The 13,784-nt window shown below is 68.2% G+C and carries 10 protein-coding genes and 1 pseudogene; 3 read left to right on the plus strand and 8 right to left on the minus strand.

Features of this window, described 5'->3' with window-relative positions; translation table 11 throughout:
• The 3 genes and pseudogenes from G3N92_RS22295 to G3N92_RS35355 all read right to left on the minus strand — a co-directional run.
• A pseudogene (locus tag G3N92_RS22295) lies at window positions 1-1,111 on the minus strand (hypothetical protein); the annotation flags it as partial.
• Window positions 1,086-4,040 (minus strand): bifunctional glycoside hydrolase 114/ polysaccharide deacetylase family protein, encoded by a 2,955-nt coding sequence (locus G3N92_RS22300; protein ID WP_241014961.1) that lies wholly within the window; start codon window positions 4,038-4,040, stop codon window positions 1,086-1,088. The pseudogene G3N92_RS22295 and the gene G3N92_RS22300, both read right to left, overlap by 26 nt.
• A gap of 290 nt (window positions 4,041-4,330) precedes the next feature.
• Entirely contained in the window at window positions 4,331-4,462 is a 132-nt protein-coding gene (locus G3N92_RS35355; protein ID WP_277396192.1) for a hypothetical protein, read from the minus strand.
• A gap of 75 nt (window positions 4,463-4,537) precedes the next feature.
• Between G3N92_RS35355 and G3N92_RS22305 the strand changes: the two genes are divergently transcribed.
• Entirely contained in the window at window positions 4,538-4,975 is a 438-nt protein-coding gene (locus tag G3N92_RS22305) for a carboxymuconolactone decarboxylase family protein (protein ID WP_206129750.1), read from the plus strand.
• 114 nt (window positions 4,976-5,089) lie between these two features.
• Here G3N92_RS22305 and G3N92_RS22310 read toward each other — a convergent pair whose 3' ends face one another.
• Window positions 5,090-6,037, minus strand: a complete 948-nt coding sequence (locus G3N92_RS22310; protein WP_206129751.1) for an aldo/keto reductase — start codon at window positions 6,035-6,037, stop codon at window positions 5,090-5,092.
• A 391-nt stretch (window positions 6,038-6,428) separates the two neighbouring features.
• Between G3N92_RS22310 and G3N92_RS22315 the strand changes: the two genes are divergently transcribed.
• Complete coding sequence (locus tag G3N92_RS22315; protein ID WP_206129752.1) at window positions 6,429-7,907, plus strand: PLP-dependent aminotransferase family protein; 1,479 nt, start codon at window positions 6,429-6,431, stop codon at window positions 7,905-7,907.
• A 78-nt stretch (window positions 7,908-7,985) separates the two neighbouring features.
• On the opposite strand, the gene G3N92_RS22320 is transcribed toward G3N92_RS22315, so the two are convergent.
• Window positions 7,986-8,405 carry a DUF1842 domain-containing protein gene (locus G3N92_RS22320; RefSeq protein ID WP_206129753.1) on the minus strand — a complete coding sequence of 140 codons (420 nt, stop codon included), beginning with the start codon at window positions 8,403-8,405 and terminating at the stop codon, window positions 7,986-7,988.
• A gap of 318 nt (window positions 8,406-8,723) precedes the next feature.
• Here G3N92_RS22320 and G3N92_RS22325 point away from each other — a divergent pair, with 318 nt between their 5' ends.
• A complete protein-coding gene (locus tag G3N92_RS22325) occupies window positions 8,724-10,001 on the plus strand; it encodes an acyl-CoA dehydrogenase family protein (protein WP_206129754.1) in 1,278 nt (425 codons plus the stop codon).
• On the opposite strand, the gene G3N92_RS22330 is transcribed toward G3N92_RS22325, so the two are convergent.
• The 3 genes from G3N92_RS22330 to G3N92_RS22340 all read right to left on the minus strand — a co-directional run.
• A complete protein-coding gene (locus G3N92_RS22330; RefSeq protein WP_206129755.1) occupies window positions 10,002-10,550 on the minus strand; it encodes a hypothetical protein in 549 nt (182 codons plus the stop codon). It lies immediately after the preceding gene.
• A gap of 179 nt (window positions 10,551-10,729) precedes the next feature.
• Window positions 10,730-13,270, minus strand: coding sequence for a helicase C-terminal domain-containing protein (locus tag G3N92_RS22335; RefSeq protein ID WP_206129756.1), 2,541 nt, complete (start codon window positions 13,268-13,270; stop codon window positions 10,730-10,732).
• A partial coding sequence (locus G3N92_RS22340; RefSeq protein WP_206129757.1) for a VRR-NUC domain-containing protein occupies window positions 13,267-13,784 on the minus strand: 518 nt, incomplete at its 5' end. The genes G3N92_RS22340 and G3N92_RS22335, both read right to left, overlap by 4 nt.

Below are 13,784 nucleotides of genomic sequence, written 5' to 3' on the forward strand. Positions count from 1 at the left end.
AGGCGTCGCGCAGCAGCGCCGGCTTGACGCGCGGCGTAGCCGGCGCCAGCCACGCGGCGCGCAGCCACACGCCCTGCGCGTTGCGATGCTCGACCAGCGTGCCGTCGGCGGCTTGCCGTTGCTTGCGCGCGTCGGCGGCCTTGACGCGAACGCCGTCGCCGGCAGGCGCGACGTGCAGGCTCGCCGGTTTGACACCGGCCGGCTTGCCGTCGGTTGCCGCATGCCGGGTGGCCTGCTGGCCGTCCGGATGTCCGGCGTCGCCCAACACCTGCAGCAGGCGCGTCACGTATTGCGCGGCCAGATCGGGCCGGCCGGCGGCCAGCGCGACGTTCGACAGGAAGCGCAGCGTGTCCGGGTCGCTCGCCAGATCGCCGACATGCGCCTGGGCGGCGGTCATCGCGCCCTGCATGTCGTTGCCCGATTGCAGCGCCTTGACGCCCGCGATGAACGCGCTGCGGCGCGCCGCGCGCGTGGTGGCGTGCGTCTGCACCGTGAACCACGCCTCGGCCGCGTCGCGGTAATTGCGCGCGCCGAGCCGCGTGGTGGCCAGTTCGGCCAGCCAGGCGTCGGTATGCGCGGTGTCGCGTTTGGCCAGTTCCGCGTAGTAACGGCCGGCCAGCGCGTTGTCGCCGATGCCGCGCGCCTGGCGCGCGAGCGCGGTCAACGCGTCGATGTCCCACGGCTTGTCGACGGCCTGCGCGAGCAGCGCGTCGAGCTCGCGGATGCGCGCGGCGCGGGCCGGATCGGTGGTCTTCAGCGAATAGAGGTTGCGCTGCGCGATCGCGATGCGGATCGACAGCGCGTTCAGCCGCGCCGCCGGCTCGCCCGAGGCGTCGAGCCGCGCGACCATGCGATCCACGTCGGCGGCGCGGCCGCCGCGCAGATAGGCGCGCGTCAGCGCCGTCTCCACGTCGGTGTTGTTCGGTTCGACGCGCAGCCAGGCTTCCAGATAGGCGATCGACAGCGTGTCGGTGCCGGCCAGCGTGGGCGCGTCGAGCTTGCCGCGCGGATAGGCGAGCACCAGCATCGCGCCGACCAGCGCGCCGACGGCGAGAACGGCGGGCAGCGGAAAGAACCGCTGGCGGTCAGAGATCGCAGGCGACGTCAACATGCAGGCTCGAAGGATCGGTGGAAACGGGGTGACGGCTCACGCGGCAGGCGCCGGCGTTCGCGAGCCGGAAATCCGGCGCGATCAGCGAATGCAGGTCGAACGAGAAGCCGCGCGGGGTGCGCTCGAAATTGTTCAGGACGCCGTTGGCGTCGGCCAGATACGGCACGCGCGGCGCGCGGGCGGCGTCGATCACGCTGAAGCGGGCTTCGCCGCCCGTCATGTGCACGTAGGTGCCGCCGGGGCCCGCCGCGTAGCCGGCCACGCCGGTGGCGGTGCGCAGGTCGGGCGCCTGGCCGACCGGCAGGCGCACGGTGCGCAGGTCGCCGGCGTTGCGCACGGTCCAGAACTTGCCGTCGCGCACGATGCTGGTGTCGCGCCAGTCGAGCACGTTGCGCGCATAGGTGGACGTGAACACCGGCGTGACCGGCATCGCCAGCACGGCCTTGAACACTTCCTTGAGCGCGCGCACGCCGGCCAGCTTGGTGCCCGAGAACATGTGGTAGTAGATGTCCATCGGCTTGAAGCGGATCGGCGAATCGGTCAGCGCGAACGTTTCGAGCACGCGCGAGAAGCCGTAGAACGGGCCGTGCCAGAGGTCGGTGTACAGCTCCTCGTTCTGGTTCGGCGCGTAGATCTGGTAGTAATCGCCCTTCAGCGCGCCCAGCGGCGCGATGCCCGTCCAGCTCGGGTAGCTGTTGGTGATGACCGTGTCGCCGCCGTTCAGGTTCAGCACGCCGGCCTGGTAGGCGGCCTTCAGCACCGGCTCCGGCACCTGGCAATCGCCGCTCCACAGCACCATCTTCACGGGCTTGTTCGGCGGCGCGATCTTGGTGTTGATGTAGTCGATCGAGCCGCCGATCTCGCGGTCGATGTTGAACTTGTAGCCGGGGATGTTGACCGACAGCCCGCTCGTGTTGTTCTGGTCGCCCGCGCCTTCGGCCGGCGCATCGTCGTCGGACACGCCCAGCCCCGTCACGCGCATCCACTGCAGCGGGTGCGTGTAGGTGTGCGTGGCCACCTCGACGTTCGGCAATTCGAAGATCTTGCGGCCGATCTCGCGCAGATGCGCGGCATAGGCGCGGAACGGGCCGGCGTCCGTCACTTCGCCCTCGATCAGCGACACCGTGGTCGGCATGCCCGAATCGCGCAGCAGCTCGTACAGCGTGTCGCCCGAATAGCGCGGCGTGGCGTCGGTGTTCAGCATGCCCGGCGTCGAATATTCGGCGCGCGAGGCGAAACCGTCGCCGTCGATGTGCGACATCAGCAGGCGGCGGCCGTTTTCGGTGGTGGTGTCGGGCACCGGCATGTCGGTCGGCAGGCGCAGCGCGGCGCGCAGGAATTCGATCGGCTGCGTGACCCAGCGCGCCTGATTGACGGCGGCCAGCGAATACACGCCGAACGGGCGCATCACGTAACCGCCCCACGGCGTGATGGCCGCGCCGTCGATCTCGAACTTGCTGCCCGAGCGCAGGCGCAGCAGCGAATGGCTGTGCGGGCCGACGCGCACCGCCGTGTAGTCGCGCGGATCGGGCAACGGCTTCATCTCGAAGCCCATCATGCGCGGGTCGAGCGATTCGACGTCGAGGTGGTTCTTGACCGGCGCGCCGTTGACCATCGTCAGGTCGAGCTTGGAGGCCAGCCGTTCGTCGAGCTGCGTGCCGAACGACGTGAACACGGCCATCGGCATGTGCGCGTCCACCTGCGCCTCGAGCCAGGCGCGATAGGCGCCGCCGCGCGGCACGTCGTTGTTGAGCCAGAGCACCACGCCGGCGTAGCGGTCCGACAGATCGCCTTGCGGCAGGTCGCCGCGCGCGTCGATGTAGTCGATTTCGTAGCCCAGGTAGTTCAGCGGCATCGCCAGGAAGCGCACGCCCGGCGACACGTCGAGATCGGTGCGCGGCGGCGGATCCTGCACCAGCAGGATCTTGCGGCGCATCGGCTGCACCGCGCCCACGCCCATCGTCGCGAGCGCGCCGTCGGTCACGTAGGGCACCAGGCCGTCGGCGCGGATGCGGTCGATCGAATCGCGCGCGCAGGCATGGTCGGCCGGCGCGCAGTAATCGATCGAGATCACCGGCAGGTTGTATTGCGAACGGATCGTGCGGGCCTGGCCGAGCAGCCAGTCGCGGTCGGCCTGCGGCACCGGCAGGTAGCGCTGCTGCCCCTGGTTCCAGCCGTGATAGAGCGATTCGAACGCCACCGCGTACACCTGGTCGTGCACCTGCGGCAGGATCTCGAAGCCGCGGTTCAGGATCAGCTTGGCCGTGGGGTACTTGGCGCGGATCGCGCGGATCACGGCCACCATGCCGGCTTCCTGGCGCGCACGCGCCTCGGGCGTGGTGGCGGCGAGCTGATACGAATCGAGCGTGTCGAGGAAGAAGCCGCGATAGCCCTTCTCCCACAGCGGACGAATCACGCGATCGACGAAGAACGCCGGCCATTCGGGCTGGCTCTGGTCGATCACGCGCGAGGCCCAGGTGGTGTTGCTGCCGGCGAACCAGGATTTCGGGATGTCTTTGTAATAGTCGCGCGACGGCAGCACTTCGCCGACGCTCGCATAGGCGAACCACGTCGTGTGCTGCATCGGGTGCATGCGCGGATCGAAGCCGCTGTCGGGCTCGATCACGGCCGCGTCGTAGGCGGACAGCAGTTCGACCGGCGGACGCTTGCCGTAATACAGCGCGAACGACGGCTGCGCGCCGTTGGCGGCGCTCGCCGCGGCGGCCTGTTGCGTAGCTTGTTGCCCGGCTTGCGGCGCCGGGCTCGCGTCGTCCGCCAGCGCGGCGGGCGCGACGGCCACCGCCGAAGCCAGCAGCGCGGCAGCGCCGAGCCAGCGGCGGCAGGCCTGGGCCGCCTCGCGGGCCAGATGGCTGAAGGCGGCGCGGTGGGTCGATACGCGGATATCGAAAAGGCGTCGGCGGTTCGTCATCGATGTCAGTACGTCGTTGGCGGGCGAGGGATCATGACACGCCACGATCGCACCGCCCCCTTTTTTAGATAGGCCGATTCTAGCCAAAGAATGACTTAACGCAAATCCTTACACTTGCAAACGTTACAGTCGCGACACAATGTTCGGCACCTTTTCGCGATTGATGCGGAACATGCGTCAGTCGGGCGTTTTCCGCCGATCAATTCACGAAAATGGCGGCAATCTCCGCAACCGGATTCCGCACGACCGTTCTGCAAGAACGTTTCGCGAAATCCACTATTCGGGATGAATCATTTCGGCGCGCGGGCCGCTGCTTCGGCAGTTTCCGTTCCTGCCGATGACACGATCAAGTCAAGCGGCCAGATGGCGTCGCGCCCTCTCTTCCCTTCGATGGCTACCTGAAAATTCCAGAAATTGGACATTTTTCATAGCCATTCGCCGCCCTACTCTGTGTTCGCCGCGTCACCGCGCGCCCTTCAATCAACACGGAGTTCAGCATGTCGTCCCGCCTCGATTTCTATCAAGCCAACCCGCCCGCCATCAAGGCCATGCTCGCGCTGGAAGCGCATATCGAACGCTGCGCGCTCGACCATACGCTGGTCGAACTCGTGCGGCTGCGCGCCTCGCAGATCAACGGCTGCGCCTATTGCGTCGACATGCACACCACCGACGCGCGCAAGAACGGCGAAACCGAGCGCCGGCTCGCCACGGTGGTGGTGTGGCGCGAATCGCCGTTCTTCACCGAACGCGAACGCGCCGCGCTCGAATGGACGGAAGCACTGACGCTGGTATCGCACGAACATGTGCCCGACGCCGTCTGGCAGGCCGTGCGCCCGCATTTCGGCGACGCCGAGCTGGTGGATCTGACGCTGCTGGTCGGCGCGATCAATGCGTGGAACCGCTTTGCTGTGGCGTTCCGCAAGCTGCCGGCCTGAGCGGCGGCCGCGCCGCCAACTCCCTGAGCAGAAAAGGCAGCGGTCCGGGCACATCGTGCGCCGGGCCGCTTGGCGTCAGGCCGCCAGCCAGGCTGGCTTGGGGAAAAACGGCGCTCAGGCCGCGCTGGCCTCGTCGAGCTGACGCACGTCGTCGACGCTCAGCGTCAGGCGAATCGCCTCGCCCAGCGCCTTCAATTGCTCGAGCGAGGTGGCGCTGGCGATCGGCGCGGTGATGCTGGGCCGGGCGATCTGCCAGGCCAGCGCCACCGATGCCGGCGTGGCGCCGTGCCGCTCGGCCAGGGCGTCGAGCGCATCGAGAATCCGCAGGCCGCGCGGGTTCAGGTATTTCTCGACGCGCGAGCCGCGCTTGCTCTTGCCGAAATCGGCCTGGCTGCGGTATTTGCCGCTCAGGAAGCCGCTGGCCAGCGCGTAATAGCTGACCACGCCCAGCTTCAGATCGTTCACGACCGGCTCGAGATCGCGTTCGTAATCGGCGCGGTCGTAGAGGTTGTACTCGGGCTGGATCACCTGATAGGCCGGCAGGCCGTCGCGCCGGCTGATCTCGGCCGCTTCGCGCAGCCGCGCGCCGCTGTAGTTCGACGCGCCGACGATCCGCACCTTGCCCGCGTCCACCAGCGTGCGGTACGCGCCCAGCGTTTCTTCGAGAGACGCCGAATCGGCGAAATCGCGATGCGAGAAATACAGATCGATGTAGTCGGTCTGCAAGCGGCGCAGCGAATCGTCCACGGCCTTCAGGATGTTCTCGCGCGACAGCCCGGCGCGCGCCTCGAGCATGCCCACCTTGGTCGCCAGCACGAAGCGGTCGCGCTTGCCCGAACGCTTGAACCACTTGCCGAGGATCGTTTCCGATTCGCCGCCCTGGTTGCCGGGCACCCAGGCGGAATAGACGTCGGCGGTGTCGATGAAGTTGATGCCCGTGTCTTCGAGCGCGTCGAGCAGCGAAAACGACGTGGCTTCGTCGGCGGTCCAGCCGAACACGTTGCCGCCGAACATCAGCGGCGACACCTGAATATCCGAACTGCCGAGCGAGCGGGTTGCCATAGCGGGGTTCCTCCGGGGATGTGGGACGCGCCGCGCCAATCTGGCGAAACGGCAAGGCGGCGCGCGGGATGTCGATGCGCACCATGCTAGTGCGGCGGATCGACGCGACCAACCGATTAAACCTGAAAAGGAAAGGGCTTGCGCTGGGAAGCCCTGGCGCTTCGCTCGGTTGCGGGCCGATGGCGCGCGCGGGATTGCCCGGCTTCGGCTCGTCGGCCTCCCGGGCGCCGGCTATTCGGCTGGCTGTTCGGCTTTCGATCGATCCCCTACAATCGCCGTCCTGCCTTCCTTGCATCGAGCGCCTCGCCATGTTCCCAGCTCCCGCCGCCCTCGCCTGCCGCCCGCCCCACGCGCGCGGCGCAGGCCATATTGGCGGCGCAAGGCGCGCGCAATGACGCGCCGCACCGGCCAGGCCGCCCCCGGCACGCGCTACGAGGCGCTCGCGCACGCGCTGGCCGACGAGATCCGCTCGGGCAACGTGGCGGTGGGCGCGCGGCTGCCGTCGCTGCGCCAGATCATCGCGCAGCATGGCGTCAGCCAATCCACGGTGTTCCGCGCCTATTACCTGCTCGAGGAATGGGGCTTGATCCGGGCCCGCGAACGTTCGGGCTATTTCGTCGCGCCGGGCGCAAGGCTGGCCGCCGTGCCGGCCGCCGATGCCGAGCCGGCCGCGCATCCGCCATCCACGCGGGTGGATATCAGCGAACTCGTGTTCTCCGTGCTCGACGCCGTCAAGCGCCCCGACATCGCGCCGCTCGGCTCGGCGTTCCCGTCCCCGGCGCTATTCCCGCTGCCGCGGCTGGCCAAATCGCTGGCCAGCGCCGCGCGCGAGCTCGATCCGTGGAGCACCGTGGTCGATCTGCCGCCCGGCAACGAGGCGTTGCGCCGCCAGATCGCGCTGCGCTACCTCGGGCTCGGCATCGCGCAGCCGCTCGACGAGATCGTCGTGACCAACGGCGCGCTCGAAGCGCTGAACCTGTGCCTGATGGCCGTCACGCGCCCCGGCGACGTGGTGGCTGTCGAGGCGCCCGGCTTCTACGCCGCGCTGCAGGCGATCGAACGGCTCGACCTGCGCGCCGTGGAGATTCCCGTCGATCCGGTCACGGGCCTCGATCTCGACGCGCTGGCCGAGGCGCTCGCGCGCCATCCGATCCGCGCCTGCTGGTTCATGACGAGCTTTCAGAACCCCACCGGCGCCCTGCTGGCCGAGGCGCGCAAGCGCGAGCTGGTGGAATTGCTGGCGCGCCACCAGGTGCCGCTGATCGAAGACGACGTGTACGGCGAGCTGTATTTCGGCGCGCGCGCGCCGCTGCCCGCGCGCGCGTTCGACCGGCACGGCCTCGTCATGCATTGCAGTTCGTTCTCGAAAACGCTCGCGCCCGGCTACCGGATCGGCTGGGCGTCGGCCGGGCGCTTCGCGGCGCGCGTGCAGCGCCTGAAGCTGATGACCACCATCTCGGCCAGCATCCCGGTACAGGCCGGGCTGGCCGATTACCTCGAACACGGCGGCTACGATCGCCATCTGCGCAAGCTGCGCGGCGCGCTCGAAACGCAGTTGGACGCGATGGCGCGCGCGATCGCGCGCTGGCTGCCGCGCGAGGTGCGCTGGACGCGCCCGCAAGGCGGCTATTTCGTGTGGATCGAATTACCGGACGAGATCGATGCGATGGCGCTGCATGCGCGTGCGCTGGCGCGCGGCGTCGGGCTCGCGCCGGGGCCGATCTTTTCGGCCTCGCATGCGTTCGCGAATTGCATTCGCGTGAATTTCGGCCATCCGTGGCGCGACGACATCGAACGCGCGATTCGAACGCTGGGGGAATTGCTGGGCGATCCGGCGGTAAGGCGAAGCGAAATCAATTCACTCGATTAATATCCGGATTTCAAAATTTAAATAGACAAAAACCTGCCCGATCGGATCGGGCAGGTTCATGACAACGCAACGCCGCGTTCAAGCCGCGCGTTCGTTGTTTTGCAGCAGCCATTGCACGGCCACGTCCTGATCTTCGATGCGATGCACCGTATCGCCGAGCACGTACGTGTACGACGCCTTGCCGGCCTTGCCCCAGATACCGTCGAGCTGAATCAGCAGTTCCGTCACATGCGGCGCGCCCAGCAGCGGCGGAATCGCCGAGCCTTGCAGCGCGTACACCTGCTTGGCCTCGCCCAGGCCCAGTGCGTGCACCGAGCCGTTGAACGCCGTTTCGTTATGCAGCGGCGGATTCGTGGCCTGGGTCAGCACGCCGATGCCCGTCACCTTGCTGCTGCCTTGCGGCACCGTGAGAATTGCCTTCAGCAGCAGGCCGCCCGGCAGGCCCGGCTTGCCGATCGTGAAATTGCCCGTGTGATTGAACGGATAAAGTTCTGCCATGTCGGTCCCCATACGTGATTGAAAATACGGTTCTCATTATGTTTCGGAATCCTCGAATCGCTTCGAGGACGGCGCAAAATTAGCATGCTGTTTTTAGTAGCGTCAATTACAAATTTACAATGTTTATTTTTATATCGAATCATCGATATATAAGGCACCTAACGATTAATCGATATTCAAATCAAAATTCCGGCATTCGCTTAATTGCCGCTTAGCTTTCCTGCTATGCGGAATATCGATTCGCAAACTCGTTCGTTGTCAGCGGCGCGCGCCGCTTCGTATAACTCGATTTCGATCCACGAGCGAGGAACCTCCGCCATGCCGCACACCGCCAACCGTCCGGCCCTCTCGACCGGCACCGATTACGATGCGCTCGCCGCGCGCTTTCGCCCCGTGTTCGCGCGCATCGCCGAAGGTGCGGCCGAGCGCGACCGCACCCGCACGCTGCCCGTCGAGCCGATTCGCTGGCTGCGCGAGGCCGGCTTCGGCGCGGTACGCGTGCCGGCCAGCGCAGGCGGCGCGGGCGCCTCGCTGCCGCAACTGTTCCGCCTGCTGACCGAGCTGGCCGCCGCCGATTCGAACCTGCCGCAGGCGCTGCGCGGCCATTTCGCGTTCGTCGAGGATTGGCTCAACGCCGCGCCCGGCGAGGCGCGCGACGTCTGGCTGGCGCGCTTCGCCGCCGGCGATCTGGCCGGCAATGCCTGGAGCGAGATCGGCGAGGCGGTGCTGGGCGAGGCCGGCACCAAGGTGCATCGGCGCGACGGCGAATGGGTGGTCGACGGCGAGAAGTTCTACACCACGGGCAGCCTGTACGCCGACTGGATCGACGTCTACGCGCAGCGCGCCGAGGACGGCCTGCCGGTGATCGCGGCCGTCGCCGCCAAACAGCCCGGCGTCGAGATCGACGACGATTGGGACGGCTTCGGCCAGCGCACCACGGCCAGCGGCACGGCGCGCTTCAAGGGCGCGCGCGTCGATCCGCACGGGCTGATTCCGTTCTCGCAGCGTTTCCGCTACCAGACGGCGTTCTACCAGTTGTTCCATCTGGCGACTCTGGCCGGCATCGCGCGCGCGGCCGAACGCGACACGGCGCGGCTGGTGCGCGAACGCAGGCGCGTCTACAGCCACGGCGCGGCCGCGCGCGCAGCCGACGATCCGCAGGTGCTTCAGGTGGTGGGCGAAGTGGCGTCGTGGGCCTACGCGGCCGAGGCGATCGCGGTGCGCGCCGCCGAACCGGCCCAGCGCGCCTACGAACTGCACGACGGCGCGGATACGCCGGCCGAGCACGCGGCCAACGTCGAGGCGGAGCTGGAATCGGCGCAGGGCCAAGTGGTGGTGACCGAGCTGGCGCAGCGCGCCGGTTCGCATCTGTTCAACGCGCTCGGCGCGTCGGCCACGCGCGAGGCGGCGGCGCTCGACCGGCATTGGCGCAACGCGCGCACGGTGTCGTCGCACAACCCGGTGATCTACAAGGCGCGGATCGTCGGGGATCGCTCGGTCAACGGCACGGAGCCGGTGTTCGTCTGGAAGATCGGGATTCCGCCGGAAGCGGCGGCAGGCAGCGCAGAACACCCCGACCAACGCGAAGCTGCCTGATCAAGGCCCGGCCGCCGGCGCCGCGCGCATCGGCGGCCGGGCGGCCAGCATCTCCAGTCGCAGGATGGTGCCGCAAAGATAGCTCACCCGTACCACTTCCCCTGCCCTGATCGGCCCGCCATGCGAGGCGGTGTGGCTGAATCCGCCGGTCGGCTGGAAATCGGAATACGAAAAGCACGTGCCGGCGACGCAAAAACGCTCGAGCGCGTGCCCGCCGTATGGCATCGGCACAAAATCCGTGACCGGCCCTTCCACCCGCTGCACCTCGCCGCGCGCGAGCGCGCTGGCGAAAACCTGCTGACGCCGCTCGGCTGCACGATCGTGCAGCACGATCATCACGGCCGACACCGCCACCACGAACACGGCGAACAATACGATCCATTCTCTCGGCGACTCGACCGAGATCGACTTCAATCTCGGCCATACCAGCGGTCGCGTGCGGTCGGTCAGATCAGAGAGCACAAGCAACACGGCCGAGACGACGATCGCAACCGCGAGCCAGGGCGCAGCCCATCCGCCATCCGGCATGGCAATTTCATATACCACCACGAACCGATCGGTCACAATGCGCTGGCCCCTGTATTTGGCGCGATTGGAACCGGCAATCGCAATGATCGGATCGCCGGCCTGTCTTTTTTATACGGCGCGCTCGAACATCGGCATCGTGCCCGAGCGCAGCCGGCATGTTGGCACATAGGCTGTGCGGATCGGTGCCCCGGCGTACCGCCTCAATCGATCCGCCACCACTTCGGCAGCAACCGCTGCACCTCGCGCCGCCGATACCGGTCGTCGATCAGGTGCACCACCCCCTCGTCGCGTTCGGTACGGATCACGCGCCCGGCGGCCTGCACGACCTTCTGCATGCCCGGAAACAGATACATGTAGTCGTAGCCGCTGCCGAAGCGCGCATCGAGCGCGCGCCGCATCTGCTCGTTGACCGCATTGACCTGCGGCAGCCCGAGCGTGGCGATGAACGCGCCGATCAGCTTGTCGCCCACCAAGTCGATGCCCTCGGCGAACGCCCCGCCGAGCACGGCGAATCCCACGCCCTGCCCGCCGTCGCGAAACCGCGCGAGGAACGCGTCGCGCGCGGCCTCGCCCATGCCGCGCTCCTGCATCCATACCGGCACGTCGGGATGGCGTTCGCGCATCAGTTCGACGACGCGCCGCAGGTAATCGAAGCTGCTCAGGAAACCCAGATAGTTGCCGGGCCGCTCGGCGTATTGCCGGGCGATCAGCTCGACGATCGGCGCGAGCGAGCCGTCGCGATCGCGCCAGCGCGTCGACACATGCCCGGCCACGCGCACGGCAAGCTGCTCGGCGCGGAACGGGCCGTCGACGTCGAGCGACGGCGTGGCCTCGGGCAGCCCGAGCGTGTCGAGATAGAAATGGAACGGCGTCAACGTGCCCGAGAACAGCACCGTGGCGCGCGCGAGCGCGTGCCGCGGCGCGAGGAAATCGGCCGGAATCACGTTGCGCACGCACAGCACCGATTTGGCCTTGCCGCCGCGCGAGCCGCGCACCCGCGCGGCCTCGCCCTCCACCAGCGTGGCATCGAAGATCGAATGCGTGTCGAACTGTTCGGCCAGATTGACGAAATGCATCGCGTCGAACGCAAACTGCAGCACCTGCGGCTCGATCGACAGCGGCACGTCGGCCATCAGCTCGCTGACGCGGCCGATGAAGCGCTGCGCGGCCAGCAGCAGCGCCTGCGGCACGGTGTCGTGCACGACGTAGCTTTCGGTCTGCTCGCGGTTCAGCGCGTTCCATTCGCGGTTCAGCCGTTCGAGCGGCGCGGCCAGCGCGGGCGTGGCGCGGCGCTTGGCATCGGCCATCACGAACTGGTCGAGCGTCGCGCTGTACATGCCGCGCGCGCGGTCGAGCAGGTTGTGCGCCTCGTCGACCAGCACGCCGATCCGCCATTGGTTCTGCACCGCGAGCGAGTGCAGCAGCGCGCTGCCGTCGTAGTAATAGTTGTAGTCGCCGACGATCACGTCGCTCCAGCGCGCCAGCTCCTGCGCGAGGTAGTACGGGCAGATGTCGTGGGCGAGCGCGACCTCGCGCACCGTCGCGCGATCGAGCCGGTAGCGGGCCAGCGCGTCGCTGCGCGCGCCGTCGAGACGGTCGAAGAAGCCGCGCGCGAGCGGGCACGATTCACCGTGGCAGGCGCGGTCGGGGTGCTCGCAGGCCTTGTCGCGCGCCACCAGTTCGAGCGTGCGCAGCGGCAGGATCGGCGCTTCGGCGAAGGCGGCGGCGGGCTGCGACGCGGTTTTGGCCGCGGCCGGGGCGTGCGCTTCGGCCTGTTCGACGCGCGCGGCGGCCTCGGCTTGTTCGGCTTGTTCGGCTTGTTCGGCTTGTTCGGCTTGTTCGGCTTGTTCGGCTTGTTCGGCTTGTTCGGCTTGTTCGGCTTGTTCGGCTTGTTCGGACTGCTCGGACTGCTCGGACTGCTCGGACTGCTCGGACTGCTCGGACTGCTCGGCTTGCGCCGCCGCCCCATGCGCGCCGCGCAGCAGTTCCAGCGCGTCGAGCGCGAGCGCGCGGCCGGGCGTCTTGGCGGTCAGGAACAGCACGCGGTCGAGATAGCCGTCGCCGCAGGCGCGCAGCATCGGGAACAGCGTGCCGACCGTCTTGCCGATGCCGGTGGGCGCCTGCGCGAGCAGCGCGCGGCCGTCGCGCGCCGCGCGATAGACGTCGGCCGCCAGCGCGCGCTGGCCGCTGCGGAACGCGCCGTGCGGAAACGGCAGCACGCGCAGCGCGGCGTCGCGCGCCTCGCGATGCGCGGCCTCGCTGGCCGCGAACACGGCGAAGCGCTCGCACTGCGCTTCGAACCAATCGCGCAGCGAATCGGCGCTGTGGGTTTCGGTCAGCACCGATTCGCGCTGCGAATCGACGTCGTAATAGACGATCGCCACCGTCAGATTCGCCAGATCGCGCATCTTGCAGAGCAGATGCCCGTACACGCGCGCCTGCGCCCAGTGCAGCGCGCGGTGGTTGGCCGGCATGCGGTTCAGGTCGCCGCGATAGGTCTTGATTTCCTCCAGCCGGTTCAGCGCCGGATCGTAGCCGTCGGCGCGCCCGCGCACGCTGACGCCGCCGTGCTCGCCGGTCAGCGCGATTTCGCGTTCGTAGCCGTCATCGCGGCGCGACGTGACGATGCCGTGCCCGACGATGCCCTCCTGCGACGACGGCGCGGGCGTGAAGCGCAGATCGAGATCGCCGGCTTTCGCGGTGAACTCGCACATCGCGCGCACGGCGACGGTGTAGTTCATGCGCCAAGCTCCCGCGCCGCGTGCTCGGCCCATTCGACGTCGATCACGCGCACCGGCACGCCGTGCGCGACGCAGTAGTCGAGCCAGCGGATCTGGTTGTCCTGGAGCCGGTCGCCCGGCCCCTTCACCTCGATCAGCTCGTAGCGGCGCTCGGCCGGCCAGAAGCGGATCAGGTCGGGCAGCCCCGAGCGGTTGGTGCGGATGTCGTCGAGCAGGCGCTCGAAGCAGCGGCGCAGATGCCGCGGATCGATGCAGTCGAGAGCGAGCGCCAGCAGCGCGTCGTCGAGCGCGCCCCAGAACACGAACGGCGATTGCAGCCCGGCCTTCTCGCGGTAGCGGCGCGCGATGGTGTCGCGATACGCGCCGGTATCGAGTTCGGCCAGGCTCGCGTCGAGTTGCGCCGCGCGACGCAGCCGGAAATCGGGCGCGTGCAGATCGGCCGGGCCGCGCTGGAACGGGTGGAAGAACGCGCCGGGCACGGCCGCGAACACGGCGTCCCAGCACAGCAGCCCGA

It is taken from the genome of Burkholderia sp. Ac-20379 (assembly GCF_017104645.1).
Lineage (GTDB): Bacteria > Pseudomonadota > Gammaproteobacteria > Burkholderiales > Burkholderiaceae > Burkholderia.